The sequence below is a fragment of the Nocardia sp. XZ_19_385 genome, from assembly GCF_015355755.1.
Taxonomy (GTDB): Bacteria; Actinomycetota; Actinomycetes; order Mycobacteriales; family Mycobacteriaceae; genus Nocardia.
Map to the genome: position 1 here is coordinate 689099 of NZ_JACVEE010000001.1, position 21199 is coordinate 710297.

The window sequence follows — 21199 nt, forward strand, 5'->3', positions numbered from 1 at the left end:
GGAAGTTCTTGCGGGACGGTGTGATCGGGTGAAACGAGCTCAGTGGCCCATGCCCATGCCACCGTCGACGGGGATGATCGCGCCGGAGATGTAAGAGGCGTCGTCGGAGGCCAGGAAGCTGATCGCGGCGGCGACGTCCTCGGCCTGGCCGATGCGGCCCGCGGGGATGAAGTCGAGCGCGGTCTTGCGCATCTCCTCGGTCATGTCTTCGCGGGTCATGTCGGTGTCGATCAGGCCCGGCGCCACCACATTCGCGGTGATATTGCGCTTGCCGACCTCACGGGTGATCGCGCGCGCCATGCCGACGAGACCGGCCTTGGCCGCCGCGTAGTTGACCTGGCCCGGCGCACCGATCTGGCCGACCACCGAGCCGAGGAAGATGACGCGGCCCCAGCGGCCCTTCAACATATTGCGGTTGGCGCGCTGGGCAACTCGCCACGCGCCGGTGAGGTTGGCGTCGATGACCTTGGTGAAGGACTCCTCGGTCATACGCATGAACAGCGTGTTGTCCACGATTCCCGCGTTGGCCACGACGACCTCGACCGGACCCTGGTGCGCCTCAACCTCTTTGAACGCCTGATCGACCGCCGCAGAATCGGTCACATCGCATTTCACACCGAAGAGCCCCTCCGGCACCCCCGACCCACGATGCGTGACGGCCACCTTGTGACCATCGGCGAGCAGACGCTGCGCGACCGCGAGACCGATGCCGCGGTTACCGCCGGTCACCAGGACCGACCGGGATGTGATGTTCGACATGGACTTCAACCTATCTGTTCGAGTTCGCGCGTCATCGCCCGGGCACCCCAGACTTTCAGGGCTTGCATTGTGTCAACCCACAATGCGGACTACGCGAAATTACGGAAGACGCTGGCGCAGCAGCAAACCGGTGATGACGCCGGCGGAGGTGATCAGCAGGCCGAACAGCAGCCACGGCCGACTCGCATCGCCCCTGGTCAGCTCGAAGCCGATTTGCTCCTCCAAGGTGTCGTACACCCTGGTCAAGTCCTGCAGGGACGAGGCCGTATAGAACTCGCCGCCACTGAGCTTCGCGACCTCGCGCATCGCCTCGTTGTCGACCGGGACCTTCACCTCGTCGTTGCCGCCGCCCTCGCGCGGGATCTCGACCGCACCCCAATCGGTGCCGAAGGAGATCGTCGAGATCGGTATGTTCTTGGCCTTGGATAGGCGGGCGGCGACGAACTCGTGGCGCGGATTGTCGACGTCCTCGAACGAGGGCACCGTCTGCTTACCGTCGGACATCAACACGATCCGGGCGGGCGGCGGCTCGGACCCACCGCCGAGCACGGTGCCGAGTGTCTCGATCGCCTGGATCGCGGTCAAGATCCCTTCACCGGTCGCGGTGCGCTCGGCCAGCCGCACATTGTCGATAGCCACCTTGACCGCTTCATGATCGACGGTCGGCGACACCATCACCGAGGCAGTGCCGGCGAAGGTGATGAACCCGATGTTGAGCCCCTGCGGCAGGCCGTCGACGAATTCCTTGCCTGCCTTCTGCGCCACCTGCAGCCGGCTCGGCTGCACATCGGTGGCCTGCATGGACAGCGAGACGTCCATGACCAGCATGACCGTCGCGCGGTTGCGCGCCACCTTCTTGATCGCGGTCGGCCCGGCGGCGGCGATGGTGAGCAGCACCAACCCGACCAGCATCAGCGCGATCGGCACATGCCGCATCGGCGAGGGCCGCGCGGGCGCGACCTTCTCCAGCAACTCCATATTGGAGAAGGTCAGCATGCGCTTGTGCCGGCCGCGCTGCACCAGCACGTAGCCGAGCAGGATGAGCGCGATCACGGCGAGGAAACCGAGCCAGATCAGCGCGGTGAAATGCGAAATACTCACTGACGCGGGGCCCGTCCGCTCGGGGCGCCGAAGCTGTGGCGCCGGGTGGACACGAACCGGACCACGTCGGCGATCCAGTCCCGATCGGTCTGCAGTGTCAGCACCGGCGCGCCGCACGAGCGCAGCGCCTGCTCGACCTGCTCACGATGCCGCTGCGCGGCTTTCGCGAAATCGGCGCGCAGCGTGGGCGTCACGCTGAACTCGCGGGTACGGCCGGTCTCCGGATCGTGCAGCACCACATCACCCACGTCGGGCAGTTCCAGATCGCGCGGATCCAGCACCTCGACCGCGAGCAGGTCGTGCCGGGCGGAGATGGCACGCAGCGAACGCTGCCAATTTATATCGCCCAGGAAATCGGAGATCACCACGGCCAGACCGCGTTTGCGCTGCGGACGGCGCAGCGATTCGATACCGCCGAGCAGATCACCGCGCACGCCATCGCGGGCGTGCGGGGTGGTGGCGATGCCGCGCAGCAGCGACTGCGCGTGCACCCGGCCGCTGCGCGCGGGAATCCGCACCAGCTGATCACCGGTGGCCACGACAGCGCCGATGCGGTTGCCGCCGCCGCTGGTGAGGTGAGTGATGGCCGCGGCCGCCGCGATCGCGAGATCGCGCTTCTGGCAGTTCGCGGTGCCGAAGTCCAGGCTGGCCGACAGGTCGACCACCATCCAGGTCTCCAGCTCGCGGTCGGCGATCGTCTGCCGGACATGCGGGTGGGTGGTGCGGGCGGTGACCGACCAATCCATCTGCCGCACATCGTCGCCCGGCTGATAGGTGCGCGCCTCCCCGGACTCCGAACCCGGGCCGGGGATGAGCCCGAGGTGGTCGCCGTGCAGCACGCCGTCGAGGCGGCGGCGCACGGTGAGTTCCAGGGTTTTCAGCGCCGCCGTCAGTTTCGGGTCGGTCAATTCACCCGCGCGGAAGGACGGTGGAGCGTGGGATGCCATCGTCGCTCGTGCTGCCGTCACTTGGGCTGGTTATTGCCGGACGCCTGCGACATCGCCGGGGCGGCCTGCGGCGGCTGCGGGATCTTCTGCGGTGCGGCGGAGTTGTTGCCCGCGGGCACGGCCGGAGCCGGAGCCGGAGCGGGCGCGGCGTTCGGAGCCACGGCATGCGGCGCGACCTGAGGCAGGCCGACGGTCTGCAGAATCCGCTTGATCACGTCGTCCGGGCTCACCTCGTCGGCGAGCGCGTCGTAGGACAGCACCAGACGGTGGCGCAGCACATCCGGGATGACCTCGACGACGTCCTGCGGCACCACGTAGTCGCGGCCACGGATCAGCGCGACCGCGCGGGCGGCGGCGATGATGCCGAGGCTGGCGCGCGGGGAGGCGCCGTAGGCGATCCAGCTCGCCACATCGGGCATGCCGAATTCGGCCGGGGTGCGGGTCGCGGCGATCACGCGCACGACGTAGTCGACAAGCGCGTGGTGCACGAAAGTGCTGGCCGCGACCTTCTGCAGGCGGACCAGCTCTTCGGGGTCGAGGATCGCCTTGGCCTCCGGCGGGGTGACACCCATCCGGTAGATGATCTCGCGCTCTTCCTCGACCGACGGGTAGTCGACGACGACCTTGAACAGGAAGCGGTCGCGCTGCGCCTCGGGCAGCGCGTACACGCCCTCGCTCTCGATCGGGTTCTGCGTCGCCATCACCAGGAACGGATTCGGCATCGGGTAGGTCTTGCCGCCGATGGTGACATGCCGTTCGGCCATCACCTCGAGCAGCGCCGACTGCACCTTGGCGGGCGCGCGGTTGATTTCGTCGGCGAGCACGAAGTTCGCGACGACCGGGCCGAGCTCGGTGTCGAATTCTTCGCGGCCCTGCCGGTAGATGCGGGTACCGACGAGGTCGGTGGGCACCAGGTCGGGGGTGAACTGCACCCGCGAGAACGAGCCGCCGACCACCTTCGCGAAGGTCTCCACCGCAAGGGTTTTCGCGATGCCGGGAACGCCCTCGAGCAGCACGTGGCCACGCGCGAGCACACCGACGAGCAACCGCTCGACCAGGCGATCCTGGCCCACGATCACCCGCTTGACCTCGTAGATCGCCTTCTCCAGGGTCTGGACGTCACGTTCCAGGGTGCCCGACGGGGGCTCCGGCGCATCCTTCGCCAAGTTCGCCCCGCTCACACTGTCCGTCGAAGTCACCAACATCCCCGCTTTCGCTTTGGTCCTGTGCGTGCCGCACCAACTATTCCATTGAATGGCGGTACTTGCCGCAACCGGCTCCGCTATCACCGGAATTCGTAATGTTTTCAGTCGAGCGCGAGACCGGAAATCAGCTGCTCCACGACGCCGCGAACCGCCACCGTGTCGGCGGCGATGTCCTCGGAATGGGCGAGAATTTGGGCGCACTCGTCGAGTGCGCCCACGATGACCAATGCCAATGGGCGGACCGGCTGCCGACGCACTTGTTTCGCGTCGATGGCCGCGGCGAGCGCATCTTCCACCAGGCCGACGGTGTGCCGGACCTGGGTTTCGCGCCATTGCCGCCAGCCCAGCACCGCGGGCGCATCCAGCAAGGCGATGCGCTGCACGTCCGGCGCGGTCGAGGCTTGCAGGCAGGCCAGGCAGCCCACGATGAGACCGGAGAGCGGGTCGGGAGCCTGCGCCCGGTCGACGGCCGCGCTGATCGTGCCGACCAGGCTGCGTTCGAGGTCTTCGAAGACCGCCACGAACAGGTCGCGTTTGTCGGCGAATTGGTGGTAGAGCGCGCCGCGACTGACGCCCGCGGCCTCCGCCACCGCGACCGTGCTCACCGCGCCATATCCGTGCCGGCCGAACAGTTTTCGCGCCGCGCGGATCACCGCGGCGCGTGTCGAGGCCGAGCGTTCGGCTTGGGTCCGGCGATCTGCGTTCATGGCGACGTCGAAGTCTATTGCACCTCTTGACCGGCACCGGCGCCATGCTGGAACATACAGTCAGCCTGTTTGTATCTTAGAGAGATTCCGATATGTCCCAAGCCACCCAAGACCTCTTCGAGCGCTATCACGCCTGCTGGGCCGACCGCGATCCCGACCGCATCGCCGAAATGCACTCCCCCGATTCGATATTCCACCTGCACTCCGGCGGCAAGCCCGCGCGCGGTCGCGACGAGATCCGCGCCTCCGCCGCGGACACCTTCGCCATGGTCCCCGACCTGACCTTCAATCTGGTCAACCTGCGCGTCGGCGACGATTTCTGGACCGTCCAGTGGACGCTGTCCGGCACCTCGGCCGTCGGCAACGTCGTCGACGTGGACATCATGGATCTGGTGCTGGTCGCCAACGGCGAGGTGCTGGAAAAGCACACCTACGTCGACGGAGTGGCCATGCAAGCAGCGCTGACCCCTTCGGCGAGCGCGTAACTCGCCGAAGCGGTGGTAGGTGCGCCGCCGCATCTACCACCGGGCGAAGGCGCCACAAATCAGGCGGGCGAGCACCTACCGGGCGATGAGACCGCCCACAATTAAGTCGGCGAGCGCCGTGATCGCGACAGGTGCGGTGATCCGATCCGAGTTCAGCTCCCCGGCTATCGCTTCGGCCGCCCCGAGCACACCAACGCAGCGCAGCCTCAGCGCCTCGAGCCCGAGGGCCGAGTGCCGCATTAGCGCGTCGGCCATCAGTTCGGTGTAAGCGTCGAGCATTTCTCGTTGACTCGCCTCCATCTCGCGACTCCCCTTCAGGGCGGCGGAGATCGCGGTGAATTCCGGCATGTCGGTGGCGCACGCGAAGTACGCGGCACTCATGACACCGGCGATCTCCTCAGGGGTATCCACGGCGTTCCGCAATGCCTCCGCCGTCGCCGAACGGTGCCGCTCCTCCAGCCGCTGATACAGCGCGAACAACAGACCAGGCCGAGTCCCGAAGTGGTCGTACACGATCGGCCTGCTCACACCAGCGGCCTCGGCAAGCGTCTGCAACGTCAGCTCGTCGGTGCTGCGGCCGCGCACGATCGCCATAGCGGTGTCGAGCAACTGTTCCCGCCGAGCCTGCTTGGACAGGCGCTGCGATGGTGTGGGCATTCATCCTCCTTGCGCTTCCGCCCAAGTTTAGCTACAAAATGTAGGTTACAAAATGTAGCTTATTGCGCATCCGAGAGGACACACCGTGAACCAGTCGAAATCTGTTCTGATCATGGGCGGTTCGGGCCAAGCAGGTTCGGACACAGCCGCCCTCCTACGCCGGTGGCACCCGGAATTGCCGCTGACCATCGCGGGCCGAAACCTCGACCGCGCCCAGCACGTCGCCGACCGCCTCGGCATCGCCGACGCGGTCACCATCGATCTGACGCGCGGCGATCTCGGCCTCCCGGACGACCGCGACTACTCGGCGGTCGTGGCAACCCTGTGGGACAGCCACCACAACGGCCTGAGCTACGCACAGGACCACGGGTTGCCCTACCTCAGCATCTCCAGCGGCATGTTCGACATCGGACCGGAGGTCGTCGCGAGCGCCCAAAAAGCAAGCGCGGCACCGATTCTGGTAGCCAGCCACTACCTCGCAGGCCTCGCCGTCCTCGCAACCCTGGAGGCGGCCCGCGCATTCAACCAGATCGACTCCATCCGAATCGGCGCTGTACTGGATGAATTGGACGCCGGCGGCCCCGCAGGCCTGGCAGATCTGGAGCGCTGGACAACCGTCACCGCCGCCGGACTGATACGCCGCGACGGAGTCTTCACCTGGATCTCCGAATCCGAGGCACAAACCGAAGTCCCCAGCGCCGACGGCACCCTGCTCCCCGGCCAAAGCGTCGCCATCCTCGACGTACCGAGCCTCGCGCTCGCAACGCGCGCCCCGAACGTCCGATTCGACTTGGCGATCGGCGAATCCACGAGCCGCCGCCGCGACAAACCCGCCTCCACCGAACTCCGGATCGACCTCGCCGGAACCAGTCCGGCAGGCACCCCACTCACCACGAGCCACTACCTGACGCACCCCGACGGCCAACGCCCTCTGACCGCGCTCGCCATCGCCCTGGGCGTCGAGCGAATGCTCGGCCTGCGCGGCGAAAAGGTACCTCCGGGCATCCACACCCCTGAGGCCCTGCACGATCCTTCCTATGTGACGGAAAAGATGGCAGAAATCGGTGCCATTTTCGCCCCGGCGTGAATTGCCCGCGCCCTTCTACGGCGCGTCGATGTCACCGGCAATCGAGGTAGTCGCCGTCTTGCAATGCTGGCTGTCGAGATGAACAGCTGGAAGATCAGCGAAGCCTGACCCGCACAGCAGTTCACAAGCGCGGTCCCTCACCCTGGTTCAGATCGCCTAAGATCAGGCCGAATACTGGACAGACCATCGGGGGGCCGCGATGGCGGAACAGCTCAACGTCGACCCGGACGTATTGCGCGCGCTGGCAACGTCTACGGATTCGGTGGCCGAGGCGCTGGGCGCGCTGGAGGTCAAGACCGCGGCGAACGCAGCGAGTAGCGCGCTGCCGGGGGCTGACCTGGCAGAACTGTGCATCAGCTCCGGCGAGGTCACCGAAAGCGCCTACCGGCGAATGAGCAACCGCTGCCGCACGATCTCCGGGATCGCGAAGGGCAGCGCGAACGCGTTCGAGGTCAGCGACACCGAGTTCCAGCGCCGCCTCAACGAGTTGGGAGGGTCTTAGATGCCGACGCTATCGCAGCTCCAGCAATGGAAACCGGCGACCCTGACCGAGGCCGGCCAGCGCGTCAAGTCCCAGAACAACGAGTTCGTCTCTCAGATTGGCCGCCTGCGCAGCGACATCCAGGCCGCCCAGACCCACTGGAGCGGTGAGGCCTACTGGGCGGCCTACAACCGTATCGGCGAAGACCACACCGCGGGAACCCAACTCGCGCAGGAGGTCAACGAGCTGGCCGATGCGATGACGAACGGCGCGGCCACCGTCGCCAGCTACCGCGATGTCGTGCTGGCGAGGGTGGCCGATGCCACCGAGGCGGGGCTGGCCGTGGCCGACGACTGGGTCGTGAGGGTCGCCGGCGCGGCGACCGAGACTGATCGCGCCGCGCACCAGGGCCTCATCGATTCCGCCCGCAGCGAACTGGCCACGGCCACCGCCGATGTCACGCGCACGCTCGCCGCCCCGCGAGATGCGGTGCGCGAGCGCGGAACCCAGCTCGGTGACCACGCTCTGATCCTGAACAATCAGCCCACCATCACGGCCAAAGAGAAGTCGGTGCTCATCGAAACCACCGACGCCGACGACATTGTCAGCGTGGACACCGACCCGGCCACTGGTGCGGTGACGGTCACGGTCAACGGCGAAAAGCACACCTACACAGGCGACCAAGCCGCCAACATCACCATCAAAACTAGGGGCGGAGAGGATCTGGTCACCGTCTCGGAAGGAACGACGGTCGGCATCAAAGTCGAAGGCGGGGACGGCAAAGACACCCTCACCGGGGGCAAAGGCCGCGACTACCTGGACGGCGGGGCGGGTGCGGACACCATCCACGGCGGTGATGGCAACGACGTCGTCTACGGCGGTGCCGACAACGACACCCTGTTCGGTGGCGCGGGTGACGACTACGTGGAAGGCGGTTCCGGCGACGACAAGATCGCCGGTCACGCCGGCAACGATCAGCTCTCCGGCGGTCTGGGCAGCGACACCATCGAAGGCAATGAGGGCGATGACAAGATCTACGCGGGCGACGGCAAGGACACGGTGTCGGGCAGCGGGGTCAACACCGCAGCCAACAGCGCAGGCAACGACACCATCTACGCCCAGGACGGCGAGGACACCGTCAACCGGCACGGCGCGAACCCGACCGTGGTGAACGTGGAGCTCACCGAAATCCCGTCCCAGATCGTTGTTTCCGGCAGCCCGGAGTTTCAGGAACGCGTGCGATCGGACCTGGAGTTCCTGCGCTCCTCCCCCACCGGTCAGCAGATGCTGGCCAGCTTTGCCACCTCCGAGTACACCGTCACCATCGTCGAAGACCAGAACGGCCGGAACTCGGCGATGCCCGCGGACCGCTACCCCATCTACTACGACGAGAACACCGGCACCAAGGGCAAGGGATCGAGCGCGACGGTGTTCTATGACCCCCGTATGACCAACTTCAATGCGGAGTACAGCCAGTACAGCTGGTCTCAGCCACCGCCCTCGGTCACCCTCTATCACGAACTCGCGCACGCCAACGACTTCACTCAGGGCACCTATCACGGCTCCTACTACAAGGGCACCGACACCGTGGACAGCAAAGACGGCAACCTTGCCAACGCCGAGCGGGTGGCGGTCGGCCTGCCGATCGACCACGACAACAACCCATCCACCCCCGAGCAGCTCGCGCCCGAACACTCCACCGCCCTGACCGAGAACGCTTTGCGCGCGGAACTCGGCCTACCGGCCCGCGAACACTACGACCACGAATGAGCACCATCGGGCGCCGCGGACGAATCGGGACCGCCGTGCTGGCGGCGGCCGTGCTGGTGGGTGCGGGATGCGCGGGCGACGCGGATCCTGCGGCGAGCCCGGTCACCACCGAGATCCCGAATCCTCATCCGGCCGAATGCGAATCGGCGACGGTGGTCAGCCACAACGCCGGCCTCGAGCTGGACGCCGAGTTCGTGACGGGCACCGACGCTCTGGTCATCCGCTTCCGCGTCACCAACCACCGGCGCGAACCGCTCTATCTTGCCGATCGGGTGCAGACCAGCGAGCTGGACCCGTCGCGGGCGTACAACCTGGTGCCACGCAGTGACCAGATCATCGAGATCAGCCGACGCTACTATCCGGCCGGCTACTGCCCAGCCGAAGCTCCGTTCACCCCACCTCGCCCCGAGGTAATTCGACTGGAACCCGGAGAGATTCTTACACAGGAGTTCTCGGTAGCGCTGCCCTTCGCGGTCAGCCACCCCTACGTCGGCGCCGCACAATTCCTGACGCCGATGCCGGCACGGCCTTACCGGGTCGTGTTCTGCATCGGCGCCGTGCCGAGCAAGATTCCGGATCCACAGCCGACTTCGCAGGGCGCGCGGCCGGTGTATCAGGCGAAGGACTTCGATTACCGCGCGCAGACGACGGTGTGCAGCCCTCTCCAGGTCGTGTGACCCGGGCGAGAAGCTGGGGGTCTACGGGGGACCGTCGTTCGGCTCATGCGCGGCCGATATGTCGGAAACCAGGGGTTCGGTCGGATCAGGTGCTGGGGCGGCATTGGTGAGAGCCGGCGTCAATGGGGTTGTCCCGGTGCCTTATTGGGCCAGAGTCAGCAGAGATCGGTGCCGGGTCAGGAGCCACCGCCGGTGCGTCAGTTCACGAGGCGCACGGCGTAGGGCATGATTCCGCCTTCGCGGACCGAGGTCACCTTGACGACGTCACCGGATTGGGGGGCTTCGACCATCTGGCCGTCACCCAGGTACAGCGCGACGTGGGCGGAACCGTTTGCGCCCCAGAACAACATGTCGCCGCGCTGCCGGTCCTCGACGGGAACCCTTGTGCCCATCGTGTATTGGTAGCCGCTGTAGTGCGGGAGCGACAGGCCGATGCCTGCGAAGGCGTAGATCATCAGGCCCGAGCAGTCGAAGCCGACTTTCTCGAAATCGCCGTGGGCGTCGGCGACGCCGCCGTCGCGGATGCCCAGGGTGGGGCCGTTTTCGTCGCCGCCGCCCCAGGCGTAGATGACGCCGAGTTGGGACAGGGCGCGGTCCACCACGATCTCGATCGCGGCGGAACCGCGGACCGACGGCTGACTCGGGCGGGACTTGCTGCGGCGGGGTGAGCCGTCGTCGTTGAGCGAGGTGTGCGGGCGGCTGCCTTCGGCGAGGGCGGCGGCGCGGTCCTGCGCCGCTTGGTCGCCGCCGGCGCGGGCGCGGGCCTCGGCGGCGGCGCGGCGCATGGCGGCGTCCTCGGCTTGGCGTCGCTCGTCCCACGCGACGAAGGCTTGGCGCTGGTCTTGCAGGCCAGCGACATTCGTGCGCGCTTGTTCCAGCCGGGCCTGGGCGGCGGAACGGTCGCGCTGTAGTTGATCGCGCCGCACGGTCTGCTGTTCGAGTTCGGCCTTGGCGGCGGCGACGGCCTGTTCGGCGGCGAGCTTGGCCTGCTCGGCGGCGGCCGCGGCGGCGTCGGCTTCGGCTTTCGCCTGGCGCGCAACGGAGTTCTTGTTGCCCAGCTCGATCTGGGCCCGCCGTAGCTCGGTGAGCATCTGCTGTTTGTTCTTGCTGACCAGGCCGATGATCTGGGAGCGGTCGATGGCGTCGCCGGGGCTTTCCGCCCCCAGGTGGCTGAGCATCGAGTCCATGCCGGGCCGGGTGTAGGCCTGGGTGGCGAAGCTGTCGAAGTTCTTCCGCGCCTCGTCGACTTCGCTTGCGGCGCCGGCCAATTCCCCCTGGGTCTCTTGCACTCGGGCGGCGGCAACGTCGGCGGCTTCGCGGGCGATCTGCAGGTCGACCAGCGCCTTGTTGACGGCTTCGCGCCGGGCCGCCACCGCGGCGTCCAGTTCTTGCAGCTGCTGGTCGGCCGCGGCGACCTCGTTGATCAGCGCGCCGACCTCGCCGACGCGCGCCTCGACCTGGGCGCCCGCCTCGGCGATCTGGCCGTCGCTGGGATTGGGTGGTGCGGGCGGTACGGCTCTACCTGGTCCCGCCGTCGCGCAGACGACCGCACAGATCAGCAACCCGAGAGCGACCGACAGGGGACGTCGTTTAACGGGGTCGCCGTTCGTGCGCATCGCACCTCCATGGATCCGAAATCCAGCCTGGCGGTTTTGAGCTCACAGGAACCGTACGACACTTCAGTCACTAAAGAAACTCTAGTAACAGAATCACACCGAAGTAATTTGCGCTGGTCAGGGCGCTAGCAGACCTCAGAATGGGATAAAACGCGAAAAGAAGACCGACCGTTCGGGAAACTATGGCCGGGCAGAACCGGACACCGGCACTTCCCCCTCGGACGCGGCATTCCGACGCCGCGCCTTCAACAGATACAGCCCGCCGATGCTCAGCACCGTGCCCGCCAGCAACACGCTGGTGATCCCTGTCCAGGACAGGCCGTCACCGGTCTCCAACCGGTCGACGAAGATCTGCGCCGCCTCGGTGGTGTGCCCGCCGCCCTTGTATTTGGCGGCGTCCTCGGCCCATTCGAGCCGCACCCGGCTGATCGAATCGCTGTAGGTGCCCACCCAGTCGTCACTGAAGACGACAACGGTGCCCTGGGAACTCTTGCCGACCTCGGTGGCCAGGTCACGTAGGCTCGAGTCGTGTCCGGGATTCCCTGGAACCACCACGATGCTGAGCTCGATCCCCTGGGACCGGGCGTCCGCCGCGATGGTCGCGAGCTGCGGCATGGGCTTGTTCGTCAGGTTGGCGACATGATCGTCCGCGAGATCAGGAACGATGACACTCCTGATGGTCTTATCGGTGACGGGCGGCGGCAATTCCGCGGCCATGGGTCGGAAAACCGATGTGTGCGTGACGGTCATCTTCCATCCGGTCTGTCGAGCCGCATCGGCAGGCGAGGCGACGGGCATCCATCACTACGGGGTGCACTCACCCCGAATAGCTCGAAAGCACAGTACGCGAGGCAGTCTCGCATTCGTGGCGCGACGCCCGCCAACCGGCCACCCCCAGCCACCCCGGCGTTTCACAGGACAAGCGTACTGTTAGGCTCAGGCAGACGACTTTTGGCCGACGGCACAGCCCCGCCGACGGCCACCCTCACAGACGAGTGGAGCTGACGTGACGAAGAGTATCGATACTTTCGGCGCCAAGGGCACCCTCGAGGTCGGAAGCAACTCCTACGAGATCTTCCGTCTCTCGGCCGTGCCCGGCACCGAGAAACTCCCCTACGCCCTGAAGGTCCTCGCGGAGAACCTGCTACGCACCGAGGACGGCGCGAACATCACCGCTGACCACGTGCGCGCGATCGCGAACTGGGACCCCAACGCCCAGCCCGACACCGAGATCCAGTTCACCCCGGCCCGCGTGATCATGCAGGACTTCACCGGCGTGCCCTGCATCGTCGACCTCGCCACCATGCGTGAGGCCGTCACCACCCTCGGCGGCGACCCGTCCAAGGTGAATCCGCTGTCCCCCGCCGACATGGTCATCGACCACTCGGTCATCCTCGATGTGTTCGGCCGCGCCGACGCCCTCGAGCGCAACGTCGACCTGGAGTACGAGCGCAACGGCGAGCGTTACCAGTTCCTGCGCTGGGGCCAGGGCGCCTTCGACGACTTCAAGGTCGTCCCGCCGGGCGTCGGCATCGTGCACCAGGTCAACATCGAGTACCTCGCGCCGACCATCATGGTCCGCAACGGCCAGGCCTACCCCGACACCTGCGTCGGCACCGACTCGCACACCACCATGGTCAACGGCCTGGGCGTGCTGGGCTGGGGCGTCGGCGGCATCGAGGCCGAGGCCGCGATGCTGGGCCAGCCGGTCTCCATGCTGATCCCGCGCGTCGTCGGCTTCAAGCTGACCGGTGAGATCAAGCCCGGCGTCACCGCCACCGACGTGGTGCTCACCGTCACCGACATGCTGCGCAAGCACGGTGTGGTCGGCAAGTTCGTCGAGTTCTACGGCAAGGGCGTGTCCGAGGTTCCGCTCGCCAACCGCGCCACCCTGGGCAACATGAGCCCCGAATTCGGTTCGACCGCGGCGATCTTCCCGATCGACGAGGAGACCATCAACTACCTGCGCCTGACCGGCCGCAGCGACGAGCAGCTCGCGCTCGTCGAGGCGTACGCCAAGGAACAGGGCATGTGGCACGACGCCGACAAGGAGCCCGCGTACTCGGAGTACCTGGAGCTGGACCTGAGCACCGTGGTGCCGTCCATCGCCGGCCCGAAGCGCCCGCAGGACCGAATCCTGCTGTCGGACTCCAAGACCGCGTTCCGCAAGGACATCCACAACTACACCAACGATGCGGAGAGCGGCCCCGCGTCGGTCACCCCGCACACCAACCTGGACGAGGCCATCGAGGAGTCCTTCCCGGCTTCCGATCCGGCCGTGCTGTCCTTCGCCGAGGACGACGCGGTGCTGCCCTCGGCCGCCAACGGCAACGTCGGCCGCCCGACCAAGCCGGTCAAGGTCTCCGATCCGGAGCGCGGCGACTTCGTGCTCGATCACGGCGCCGTCGTGGTCGCGGGCATCACCTCCTGCACCAACACCTCCAACCCGTCGGTCATGCTGGGCGCGGCCCTGCTGGCGCGCAACGCGGTGGAGAAGGGCCTGGCCTCCAAGCCGTGGGTGAAGACCAACATGGCGCCGGGTTCGCAGGTCGTCTCCGACTACTACGAGAAGGCCGGCCTGTGGCCGTACCTGGAGAAGCTGGGCTTCTACGTGGGCGGTTACGGCTGCACCACCTGCATCGGCAACACCGGTCCGCTGCCGGAGGAGATCTCCAAGGCGATCAACGACAACGACCTCTCGGTCACCGCGGTGCTCTCGGGCAACCGTAACTTCGAGGGTCGTATCTCCCCCGACGTGAAGATGAACTACCTGGCCTCGCCGCCCCTGGTCATCGCCTACGCGCTCGCGGGCACCATGGACTTCGACTTCGAGACCGACGCCCTGGGCCAGGACACCGACGGCAACGACGTCTTCCTGAAGGACATCTGGCCGTCCCCGCAGGAGATCGACGACACCATCAAGGCGTCGATCAGCCGGGACATGTTCACCAACTCCTACGCCACCGTCTTCGAGGGTGACGAGCGCTGGAAGGGCCTGAGCACCCCCGAGGGCGACACCTTCGCGTGGGACGAGAACTCGACCTACGTCCGCAAGGCGCCGTACTTCGACGGCATGCAGATGGACCCGACCCCGGTCGAGGACATCAAGGGCGCGCGCGTGCTCGCGCTGCTGGGCGATTCGGTCACCACCGACCACATCTCCCCGGCCGGCCCGATCAAGCCCGGCACCCCGGCCGCGCAGTACCTCGACTCGCACGGCGTGGAGCGCAAGGACTACAACTCCCTGGGCTCGCGTCGCGGTAACCACGAGGTCATGATTCGCGGCACCTTCGCCAACATCCGGCTGAAGAACCAGCTCCTCGATGACGTCTCCGGTGGTTACACCCGCGACTTCACCCAGGACGGTGGCCCGCAGGCGTTCATCTACGACGCCTCGCAGAACTACCAGGCCGCCGGCATCCCGCTGGTCGTGCTGGGCGGCAAGGAGTACGGCTCCGGTTCCTCGCGTGACTGGGCCGCCAAGGGCACCAGCCTGCTCGGCGTCAAGGCCGTCATCACCGAGTCCTTCGAGCGCATCCACCGCTCGAACCTCATTGGTATGGGTGTCATTCCGCTGCAGTTCCCGGCCGGCGAGTCGGCCGCGTCGCTGAAGCTGGACGGCACCGAAACCTTCGATATCGAGGGCATCACCAAGCTGAACGAGGGTGCGACTCCGAAGACCTTGAAGGTGACCGCTACCAAGGAGAACGGTGAGAAGATCACCTTCGACGCGGTGGTCCGGATCGACACCCCCGGTGAGGCCGACTACTACCGCAACGGCGGCATCCTGCAGTACGTGCTGCGCAACATGATTCGCGGCTAGTCGACGCGCGACGCTCTGAAAGTTGGGTCCGCGCACCGCATTTCCTGCATTGACGCAGCGTGCGGTGCGCGGACCTCTCCGCATGAACGCTTTTCGGTACTGCCCGCTGAGCCCGGAGGAGGCCGCCCATGCCCAAGGTCAGCGATGATCATCTCGTAGCCCGGCGCAACCAGATCCTCGACGGTGCCCGCCGCTGCTTCGGCGAGTACGGCTACGACGGTGCGACCGTGCGCCGCCTGGAAGAGGCCATCGGCCTGTCCCGCGGCGCGATCTTCCACCACTTCCGCGACAAGGACGCCCTGTTCTTCGCCCTCGCCCAAGAGGACGCCGAACGCATGGCCGACGTCGCCGCCAACCAGGGCCTCGTGCAGGTCATGCGCGACATGCTCGCGCATCCCGAAGAATTCAACTGGCTCGGCACCCGTCTGGAAATCGCCAGACGCCTGCGGACCGACCCTGATTTCAGAGCCGGCTGGACCCAGCGCTCCGCCGAACTGACCGCCGCCACCCTGGCCCGCCTCGAGCGCCGCAAAGCCGCCGGGGCGCTGCGCGACGACGTCCCCACCGACGTCCTGCTCGGCTACCTGGACCTCGTCCTGGACGGCCTGATCGCCCGCATCGCCTCGGGTCACACCAACGAGAATCTTGCCGCCGTGCTGGATCTCGTCGAGGCCTCGGTCCGCCGCAAGGACTGAATACACCGAAGCCCACTTGTCCTGGCATCGCCGCCGGTTCTTCTGTATCGTTTTAGTAGAACGATTTACTAGATCGATACAGACAGGTTTACGCCATGCCTCCCAAGGCGACCATGAAGTCCGTGGCTGCGGCCGTCGGCGTTTCGATGTCGACAGTGTCGAACGCCTACAACAAGCCGGAGCAGCTCTCGGCCGCGCTGCGGGAACGGATCTTCAGCGCGGCCCGCGAGCTCGGATACTCCGGGCCCGACGCGGCCGCCCGCACCTTGCGGGGCCGACGCGCCGGTGCTATCGGGTTGTTGCTCACCGAGGAGCTGTCCTACGCGTTCTCCGATCCCTTCGCGGTAGGGCTGCTCGCCGGGCTCAGTGAAGTCGCCGAGCGCACCCGGACCGGGCTGCTGCTGATTCCGCTGCCACGCTTCGAGCCGGGGGCGGACGCGGATGCCATCCGGGAGTCGGTCGAGACGGTGCGCAATGCCGTGGTCGACGGCGTCGCCGCCTACTGTGTCGATGCGAATCATCCTGCCCTCGAGGTGATTTCGAGCCGCGGGTTGCCGTTCGCACATTCCGACGACGACTTTCCCGGGCGCCGGGTGGTGATCGACGAACTCACCGCCACGCACGCCGTCGGCACGCATCTGGCTCAGCTGGGGCACACCGAGGTCGCGATGGTGGTCGACTCCGGGCGGGCGGCGGTCGCCGCCGGTGAAATCACCGACCTCTCAGCGCTTTACAACAACGCGCAGTTGCGCGTGCAGGGCGTGCGGGAGGGGCTCGGTGCTAACGCGACCTTGACCGTCGTCACCGGCGGCCACAACTCGATCGAATCCGGCGTAGCCGCAGCCGAACTGGTGCTGGATCGCCGCAACCCCCCGACCGCGATCGCCGCCGGCGGTGACGTCCTCGCCTTGGGTGTCCTCGAGGCGATGCGGCGGCGCGGCCTGGTTCCGGGCCGCGACATCTCGGTCACCGGATTCGACGACATCCCGGCCGCCGAGAACGCCGGACTGACCACCGTTCGCCAACCGATCCGGACCAAGGGGCAGCTACTCGGCCGCATGCTCCTCGATCCGACCTACACCGAAGAACGCGTCGTGCTGCCCACCGAGCTGATCATCCGATCCAGCACCGGCCCGGCGTCCCGTCGACCCACCGGAGAGGAATAGTCATGCAACCCATCGCCGCCGGCCTAGCCGTCAACGCGGTACGGGCCCAAGCCAACTCGGCCCTGCCGCACGCCCCGGTCTACCTCGATCCGCCCCCGCGCACGCCCCACCTGCGCCTCCGGGTGGCTGCGCTGCTGCGCGCCTCCGCGCAGCACAGCGTCCGCCTGGCGGATCGGCTCGACCACGCGCCCGGCCACCTGGCACATTGACCGCTAGTCGGTCAGGTCGTACTTCATGAACACATCGGCGCGGGAGTAAGGGCTCTGCCGCAAGCTCCCCGGCGGTACATGCACGAACCCGACCGACTCGTACAGGTGCACGGCATTCGCGAGGCGCTTGCTGCTCTCCAGGTAGAGGGTGGTCGCGCCCTGCGCCCGGGCGTAGTCGATCGCCGCCGCCAGCACGAGACGGCCGATGCCACGGCCGCGGTGCTGCGGGGACACCCCCATCTTCGAGATCTCGTACACGCCATGGCCTTCCGGCACCACCGCACCGCAGCCGACGATCTCGGCACCGTCGCGGGCGATCAGCACCTGCCCGCCCTTGGCGACGATCTCGATCTCCGGATTGTCGAGCAGGTGCGAGTCGGCAGGCTCGAGTGAGAAGTAGGCGCGGATCCACTCCTCGTTGATCTCCTTGAAGGCCTGCGCGTCCGCGGGCGTGCTCATGGGTTCCACGACGATGGAACCGCGCTGTTCAGGGGCGAGGGATTCCGTTGATTGGGGCACTCGACCAGCATGCCCGGCCCCGAACCATAACGTCCAATACTTGATAACTGCGATTGATACGATCAACTTATGATTGATGGGGTGGAGCTGCGCCACCTGCGCTATTTCCTCGCGGTCGCGGACGAATTGCACTTCGGGCGGGCGGCCGCGCGGCTACATATTGCTCAGCCCGCACTGACCCAGCAGATTCAACGTCTCGAATCCCTGCTCGGGACGCGTCTGTTCGACCGCACCTCCCGAAGCGTCGCACTCACCCCCGCGGGCGCGGTCCTGCGCGAACGCGCCACAGCGGTGCTCGGCCACGCCGCCCGCGACCTCGACGAGGTCGCCCGCGTCGGCCAAGGCAGCCAAGGCCGCCTCTATCTCGGCTTCGTCCCCTCGGTGCTGCCATTGGAGCCCCTGCGCGGAGTGCGCCTGTTCCGCGAGCGCTACCCGCTGGTCGAGGTGGATCTGGTCGAGGGCTACACCTCGCGAATGATGGAGCAGCTCAGCCACGGCGGCCTGGATACCGCCATCGTCCGCGACCCGGACGACCTCCCCGGAATCCACGTCGCCCCCTTGATCACCGAACCGTTCGTCGCGGTGCTGCCCGCGGACCACCCCGACGCCGGTCGCTCCAGCATCACCGGAGCCGAACTCGCCGACAACCCCCTCGTCTTCTTCCCCAGAGCCGCAGGCACTCTCGCCCACGACAAGAACCTCGCACCCCTACTGGAAGCAGGCGGCCACCCCCAGGTCGTCCAGGAGGGCAACACCTGGACCACGATCATGTACCTCGTCGCGGAAGGCCTGGGCGTCACCATCGCCCCGCGCAGCGCCACCTTCACCGCCCCGTCTTCCGTCCGCATCATCCCCCTCGCCGGAACCGACGCGGACACAACAATTTACGTGGCCCACCGCGCCGGCGACGACCGCGCCTTGATCCGCAACTTCCTGGCCTTGCTCCCGAATCACACTGAATGAGGTAGCGATCAGGCGTGCCGACCCAGCCGGTCGATTCGGCGGCCCGGAAGTTGTGTGACTATTTCTCCAGCTTGAAGGTAATGTCGCCGACGTCGGTGACCACCGTCTCCGCGTCCCCCTCGCCAATAATCACACTGGCCGAGGCTTTACCCTTACCGCCGTCTTTGACTGCGTTCTTGAGCTTGACGATGATGGATACCTTCTGCGGCGTGCCGGTGCATTTGAATTCTGTACTCTTATCCGGCCAACCTGCGTTTTCGACGCCTTCCCCTTCTGGCAGCACCTGGGCAAACAGCAAGCCGGACAAGCCTTTATCGCAAGTCACCTCCGCGGTCACTTTCGGAGCCAAGCCTTTGGCGCCGATGCCGGCTGTCTGTTCCAGTTTGACTGTCGGCTCGGCCGCCGAGGCGGTAGGCGCACCAATCGCAAGACTCGCGACGCCAATCGCGGTAGCCAGCACACCTGAGGTAATCCCGTTCATTTGGTAGCCCCTTCTTGTCGATGGTTGACGCGTCCGCAAGTATTCGGCACCGTCGCCCCGCGCGGGTCGACGGACCGTCGGCGATTCCAAACACAGTCGAGTACGGGCTCGGGCGGGTCCGTATGTCCGCGATCGCGCAGGACCGGCAGCGAATCGAGAGGCCACACTCCCCGGGGACGGGTCGGTCAGGTTTACCCTCGGCTATCGGAGGTAGTCGGTCGGTGCATAAATCCGATTGCTCGGCCACCCGCCGGGCCGAGGGAAGCGGTGCACCGATGGTCGAGGTCAAGTTTGTCGTGAACGCGCCGGCGAAGCAGGTGTTCGAGGTGCTCGCCGATGGGTGGTTGTACACGAATTGGGTCGTCGGGGCGTCGCACATTCGGGACGTGGACGCGGGGTGGCCCGAGGTCGGCACCCGGATACATCACAGCGTGGGGCTGTGGCCGATGACGATCGACGACACGACCGAGGTGCTGGCGGTCGACCCGCCCCGGCTGCTGGAGCTGCGGGCTCGGTTGTGGCCGGTCGGGATGGCCGCGATTCGGCTGGAGCTGAGCGGTGACGAGACGACGACCGAGATCCGGATGACCGAGGAGATCACCGGCGGGCCGGGGCGGATGCTGCCGGAGGCGGCGCAGGCGCTCATGCTCGCGCCGCGCAACACCGAGTCGCTGTCCAGGCTGGCCGATCTGGTCCTCGGACGAGCCGCCTAGCCGGTAGCTGGAGGCGGAGCTAGGACTCCGCCTCCAGGCTCTCCAGCAGGACTCGCGCGATGCGGTCGAGTTCGCCGCGATCCTGCGCGGAAAGGACTGCCAGCAAGCGGGTTTCGTTCTCGACGTGCGCGCCGACCACCTTGTCGATCAGCTCCCGGCCCGCTTCGGTGAGCGCGACGCGAATGGCGCGGCGGTCGGCGGCGTCGGCGCTGCGCCGGACCAGGCCCGCCGATTCCAGGCGATCCAGGCGGCCGGTCATGCCCGCGCGCGAGAGCATTAGGGTGTCGGCGATGACAGAGGGATTGAGCTCGAACGGCTCCCCTGAACGCCGCAGTGCCGCAAGCACATCGAACTCACCGCGCTGTAGTCCGTGCGCGGTGAACACCGCTTCGATCTGCGGCATCGCCACCGTCATCAGGCGACCGAGACGACCCAGGATCGCCATCGCCTCCAGGTCCAGATCCGGTCGTTCGCGCCGCCACTGCTCGGCGATGACGTCCACCGGATCTTTTCTCGCTTCACCCATGGACAAGATTCTATTCGCTCAGATATAGTTCGGTAGCGAATTATAAATCACCGAACAACTTGGAGTCCTCATGAGCACCCTCGCCACCCGCCCCGCCGCGATCCGTCAGCCGCAGGAAGCCGAGACCCTCGGCACCGCCACTACCCAGGTGCGGTTGCTCATCGATTCGAACGAAACCGGCGGCGCGGTAAGCACTCTCGAAGTCACCATGGCGCAGGGCGCCGACGGGGCGGCTCCGCATTTCCACACCACCTCCGACGAGCTGTTCTACGTCGCGGACGGCGAGCTGCAGGTGCTGGCGGGCGACAAGATCGTCACCGTGGGCACGGGCGGGTCGATCGTGGTCCCGAAATTCATGCCGCACGCGTTCGGCGCCACCCCGGACAGCTCGGCCCGGATCATGATCGCGTTGATGCCCGGCGTGGAACGGTTCGAGTACTTCCGGCTGCTGGATCGGATCGGCAAGGGCGAGTCGACCTTCGAGGAGCTGCTGGCTTCCCAGGAGGAATTCGACAATCACTTCGTCGACGCGCCCGAGTGGTGGGCCGAACGCAACGCCAACCGGCGTTGAGCGCCGAGCCGCGCGGATGTGGCCCAGCTATCAGCGGAAAC

The 21199-nt window shown here is 66.8% G+C and carries 23 protein-coding genes; 12 read left to right on the forward strand and 11 right to left on the reverse strand.

All coding sequences use genetic code 11. From position 1 onward, the window contains the following. Positions 1-39 precede the first annotated feature (39 nt). The 5 genes from fabG1 to IBX22_RS03130 form a co-directional block, all read right to left on the reverse strand. Positions 40-759 (reverse strand): 3-oxoacyl-ACP reductase FabG1, encoded by a 720-nt coding sequence (fabG1, locus tag IBX22_RS03110; protein WP_194813859.1) that lies wholly within the window; start codon positions 757-759, stop codon positions 40-42. 99 nt (positions 760-858) lie between these two features. After that, positions 859-1860 carry a VWA domain-containing protein gene (locus IBX22_RS03115; RefSeq protein ID WP_194813860.1) on the reverse strand — a complete coding sequence of 334 codons (1002 nt, stop codon included), beginning with the start codon at positions 1858-1860 and terminating at the stop codon, positions 859-861. Continuing rightward, entirely contained in the window at positions 1857-2807 is a 951-nt protein-coding gene (locus tag IBX22_RS03120; protein WP_194813861.1) for a DUF58 domain-containing protein, read from the reverse strand. The genes IBX22_RS03115 and IBX22_RS03120 overlap by 4 nt, the downstream gene beginning before the upstream one ends. A 17-nt stretch (positions 2808-2824) precedes the next feature. Next, a complete protein-coding gene (locus tag IBX22_RS03125; RefSeq protein WP_228538154.1) occupies positions 2825-4012 on the reverse strand; it encodes a MoxR family ATPase in 1188 nt (395 codons plus the stop codon). A 101-nt stretch (positions 4013-4113) separates the two neighbouring features. Beyond that, positions 4114-4719 carry a TetR/AcrR family transcriptional regulator gene (locus tag IBX22_RS03130; protein ID WP_194813862.1) on the reverse strand — a complete coding sequence of 202 codons (606 nt, stop codon included), beginning with the start codon at positions 4717-4719 and terminating at the stop codon, positions 4114-4116. A gap of 92 nt (positions 4720-4811) precedes the next feature. On the opposite strand from IBX22_RS03130, the gene IBX22_RS03135 reads away from it, so the two are divergent. Beyond that, positions 4812-5204 carry a nuclear transport factor 2 family protein gene (locus tag IBX22_RS03135; protein WP_194813863.1) on the forward strand — a complete coding sequence of 131 codons (393 nt, stop codon included), beginning with the start codon at positions 4812-4814 and terminating at the stop codon, positions 5202-5204. Between the two features lie 75 nt (positions 5205-5279). On the opposite strand, the gene IBX22_RS03140 is transcribed toward IBX22_RS03135, so the two are convergent. Then, positions 5280-5861, reverse strand: a complete 582-nt coding sequence (locus IBX22_RS03140; protein ID WP_194813864.1) for a TetR/AcrR family transcriptional regulator — start codon at positions 5859-5861, stop codon at positions 5280-5282. 85 nt (positions 5862-5946) lie between these two features. On the opposite strand from IBX22_RS03140, the gene IBX22_RS03145 reads away from it, so the two are divergent. The 4 genes from IBX22_RS03145 to IBX22_RS03160 all read left to right on the forward strand — a co-directional run bounded on the left by IBX22_RS03145 (position 5947) and on the right by IBX22_RS03160 (position 9876). Next, a complete protein-coding gene (locus tag IBX22_RS03145; protein ID WP_194813865.1) occupies positions 5947-6948 on the forward strand; it encodes a saccharopine dehydrogenase in 1002 nt (333 codons plus the stop codon). 199 nt (positions 6949-7147) lie between these two features. Then, a complete protein-coding gene (locus IBX22_RS03150; RefSeq protein ID WP_194813866.1) occupies positions 7148-7450 on the forward strand; it encodes a type VII secretion target in 303 nt (100 codons plus the stop codon). Continuing rightward, a complete protein-coding gene (locus IBX22_RS03155) occupies positions 7451-9199 on the forward strand; it encodes a M91 family zinc metallopeptidase (protein WP_194813867.1) in 1749 nt (582 codons plus the stop codon). Further along, positions 9196-9876 (forward strand): hypothetical protein, encoded by a 681-nt coding sequence (locus IBX22_RS03160; protein WP_194813868.1) that lies wholly within the window; start codon positions 9196-9198, stop codon positions 9874-9876. The genes IBX22_RS03155 and IBX22_RS03160 overlap by 4 nt, the downstream gene beginning before the upstream one ends. Positions 9877-10073: 197 nt before the next feature. On the opposite strand, the gene IBX22_RS03165 is transcribed toward IBX22_RS03160, so the two are convergent. Continuing rightward, positions 10074-11492 carry an NlpC/P60 family protein gene (locus tag IBX22_RS03165; protein ID WP_194813869.1) on the reverse strand — a complete coding sequence of 473 codons (1419 nt, stop codon included), beginning with the start codon at positions 11490-11492 and terminating at the stop codon, positions 10074-10076. Positions 11493-11672: 180 nt separating this feature from the next. After that, complete coding sequence (locus IBX22_RS03170; RefSeq protein ID WP_194813870.1) at positions 11673-12242, reverse strand: DUF6676 family protein; 570 nt, start codon at positions 12240-12242, stop codon at positions 11673-11675. A 256-nt stretch (positions 12243-12498) separates the two neighbouring features. On the opposite strand from IBX22_RS03170, the gene IBX22_RS03175 reads away from it, so the two are divergent. The 4 genes from IBX22_RS03175 (at position 12499) to IBX22_RS03190 (ending at position 17385) form a co-directional block, all read left to right on the forward strand. Next, on the forward strand, positions 12499-15315 hold the full coding sequence (locus IBX22_RS03175) for an aconitate hydratase (RefSeq protein WP_194813871.1): 2817 nt from the start codon (positions 12499-12501) through the stop codon (positions 15313-15315). Positions 15316-15443: 128 nt separating this feature from the next. Continuing rightward, positions 15444-16010, forward strand: coding sequence for a TetR/AcrR family transcriptional regulator (locus IBX22_RS03180; RefSeq protein WP_194813872.1), 567 nt, complete (start codon positions 15444-15446; stop codon positions 16008-16010). A gap of 95 nt (positions 16011-16105) precedes the next feature. After that, on the forward strand, positions 16106-17176 hold the full coding sequence (locus tag IBX22_RS03185; RefSeq protein ID WP_194813873.1) for a LacI family DNA-binding transcriptional regulator: 1071 nt from the start codon (positions 16106-16108) through the stop codon (positions 17174-17176). 2 nt (positions 17177-17178) lie between these two features. Beyond that, entirely contained in the window at positions 17179-17385 is a 207-nt protein-coding gene (locus IBX22_RS03190; RefSeq protein ID WP_194813874.1) for a hypothetical protein, read from the forward strand. 3 nt (positions 17386-17388) lie between these two features. Here IBX22_RS03190 and IBX22_RS03195 read toward each other — a convergent pair whose 3' ends face one another. After that, entirely contained in the window at positions 17389-17904 is a 516-nt protein-coding gene (locus tag IBX22_RS03195; RefSeq protein ID WP_309234401.1) for a GNAT family N-acetyltransferase, read from the reverse strand. A gap of 69 nt (positions 17905-17973) precedes the next feature. On the opposite strand from IBX22_RS03195, the gene IBX22_RS03200 reads away from it, so the two are divergent. Further along, complete coding sequence (locus IBX22_RS03200; RefSeq protein ID WP_194813875.1) at positions 17974-18867, forward strand: LysR family transcriptional regulator; 894 nt, start codon at positions 17974-17976, stop codon at positions 18865-18867. A gap of 58 nt (positions 18868-18925) precedes the next feature. Here the strand turns inward: IBX22_RS03200 and IBX22_RS03205 are convergent, their stop codons facing one another. After that, on the reverse strand, positions 18926-19348 hold the full coding sequence (locus tag IBX22_RS03205) for a hypothetical protein (RefSeq protein ID WP_194813876.1): 423 nt from the start codon (positions 19346-19348) through the stop codon (positions 18926-18928). 275 nt (positions 19349-19623) lie between these two features. Here IBX22_RS03205 and IBX22_RS03210 point away from each other — a divergent pair, with 275 nt between their 5' ends. Then, a complete protein-coding gene (locus IBX22_RS03210) occupies positions 19624-20061 on the forward strand; it encodes an SRPBCC family protein (protein ID WP_194813877.1) in 438 nt (145 codons plus the stop codon). A 19-nt stretch (positions 20062-20080) separates the two neighbouring features. On the opposite strand, the gene IBX22_RS03215 is transcribed toward IBX22_RS03210, so the two are convergent. Then, complete coding sequence (locus IBX22_RS03215; RefSeq protein ID WP_194813878.1) at positions 20081-20587, reverse strand: MarR family winged helix-turn-helix transcriptional regulator; 507 nt, start codon at positions 20585-20587, stop codon at positions 20081-20083. Positions 20588-20657: 70 nt separating this feature from the next. On the opposite strand from IBX22_RS03215, the gene IBX22_RS03220 reads away from it, so the two are divergent. After that, on the forward strand, positions 20658-21158 hold the full coding sequence (locus IBX22_RS03220) for a cupin domain-containing protein (RefSeq protein ID WP_194813879.1): 501 nt from the start codon (positions 20658-20660) through the stop codon (positions 21156-21158). Positions 21159-21199 lie beyond the last annotated feature (41 nt).

What these genes read in the sequence shown, in the direction of transcription:
- fabG1 (WP_194813859.1), bottom strand. Translation starts at nt 759, where the DNA reads ATGTCGAACATCACATCCCGGTCGGTCCTGGTGACCGGCGGTAACCGC.
- IBX22_RS03120 (WP_194813861.1), bottom strand. Translation starts at nt 2,807, where the DNA reads ATGGCATCCCACGCTCCACCGTCCTTCCGCGCGGGTGAATTGACCGAC.
- IBX22_RS03125 (WP_228538154.1), bottom strand. Translation starts at nt 4,012, where the DNA reads ATGTTGGTGACTTCGACGGACAGTGTGAGCGGGGCGAACTTGGCGAAG.
- IBX22_RS03130 (WP_194813862.1), bottom strand. Translation starts at nt 4,719, where the DNA reads ATGAACGCAGATCGCCGGACCCAAGCCGAACGCTCGGCCTCGACACGC.
- IBX22_RS03135 (WP_194813863.1), top strand. Translation starts at nt 4,812, where the DNA reads ATGTCCCAAGCCACCCAAGACCTCTTCGAGCGCTATCACGCCTGCTGG.
- IBX22_RS03140 (WP_194813864.1), bottom strand. Translation starts at nt 5,861, where the DNA reads ATGCCCACACCATCGCAGCGCCTGTCCAAGCAGGCTCGGCGGGAACAG.
- IBX22_RS03150 (WP_194813866.1), top strand. Translation starts at nt 7,148, where the DNA reads ATGGCGGAACAGCTCAACGTCGACCCGGACGTATTGCGCGCGCTGGCA.
- IBX22_RS03155 (WP_194813867.1), top strand. Translation starts at nt 7,451, where the DNA reads ATGCCGACGCTATCGCAGCTCCAGCAATGGAAACCGGCGACCCTGACC.
- IBX22_RS03160 (WP_194813868.1), top strand. Translation starts at nt 9,196, where the DNA reads ATGAGCACCATCGGGCGCCGCGGACGAATCGGGACCGCCGTGCTGGCG.
- IBX22_RS03165 (WP_194813869.1), bottom strand. Translation starts at nt 11,492, where the DNA reads ATGCGCACGAACGGCGACCCCGTTAAACGACGTCCCCTGTCGGTCGCT.
- IBX22_RS03170 (WP_194813870.1), bottom strand. Translation starts at nt 12,242, where the DNA reads ATGACCGTCACGCACACATCGGTTTTCCGACCCATGGCCGCGGAATTG.
- IBX22_RS03180 (WP_194813872.1), top strand. Translation starts at nt 15,444, where the DNA reads ATGCCCAAGGTCAGCGATGATCATCTCGTAGCCCGGCGCAACCAGATC.
- IBX22_RS03185 (WP_194813873.1), top strand. Translation starts at nt 16,106, where the DNA reads ATGCCTCCCAAGGCGACCATGAAGTCCGTGGCTGCGGCCGTCGGCGTT.
- IBX22_RS03190 (WP_194813874.1), top strand. Translation starts at nt 17,179, where the DNA reads ATGCAACCCATCGCCGCCGGCCTAGCCGTCAACGCGGTACGGGCCCAA.
- IBX22_RS03200 (WP_194813875.1), top strand. Translation starts at nt 17,974, where the DNA reads ATGATTGATGGGGTGGAGCTGCGCCACCTGCGCTATTTCCTCGCGGTC.
- IBX22_RS03205 (WP_194813876.1), bottom strand. Translation starts at nt 19,348, where the DNA reads ATGAACGGGATTACCTCAGGTGTGCTGGCTACCGCGATTGGCGTCGCG.
- IBX22_RS03210 (WP_194813877.1), top strand. Translation starts at nt 19,624, where the DNA reads ATGGTCGAGGTCAAGTTTGTCGTGAACGCGCCGGCGAAGCAGGTGTTC.
- IBX22_RS03215 (WP_194813878.1), bottom strand. Translation starts at nt 20,587, where the DNA reads ATGGGTGAAGCGAGAAAAGATCCGGTGGACGTCATCGCCGAGCAGTGG.
- IBX22_RS03220 (WP_194813879.1), top strand. Translation starts at nt 20,658, where the DNA reads ATGAGCACCCTCGCCACCCGCCCCGCCGCGATCCGTCAGCCGCAGGAA.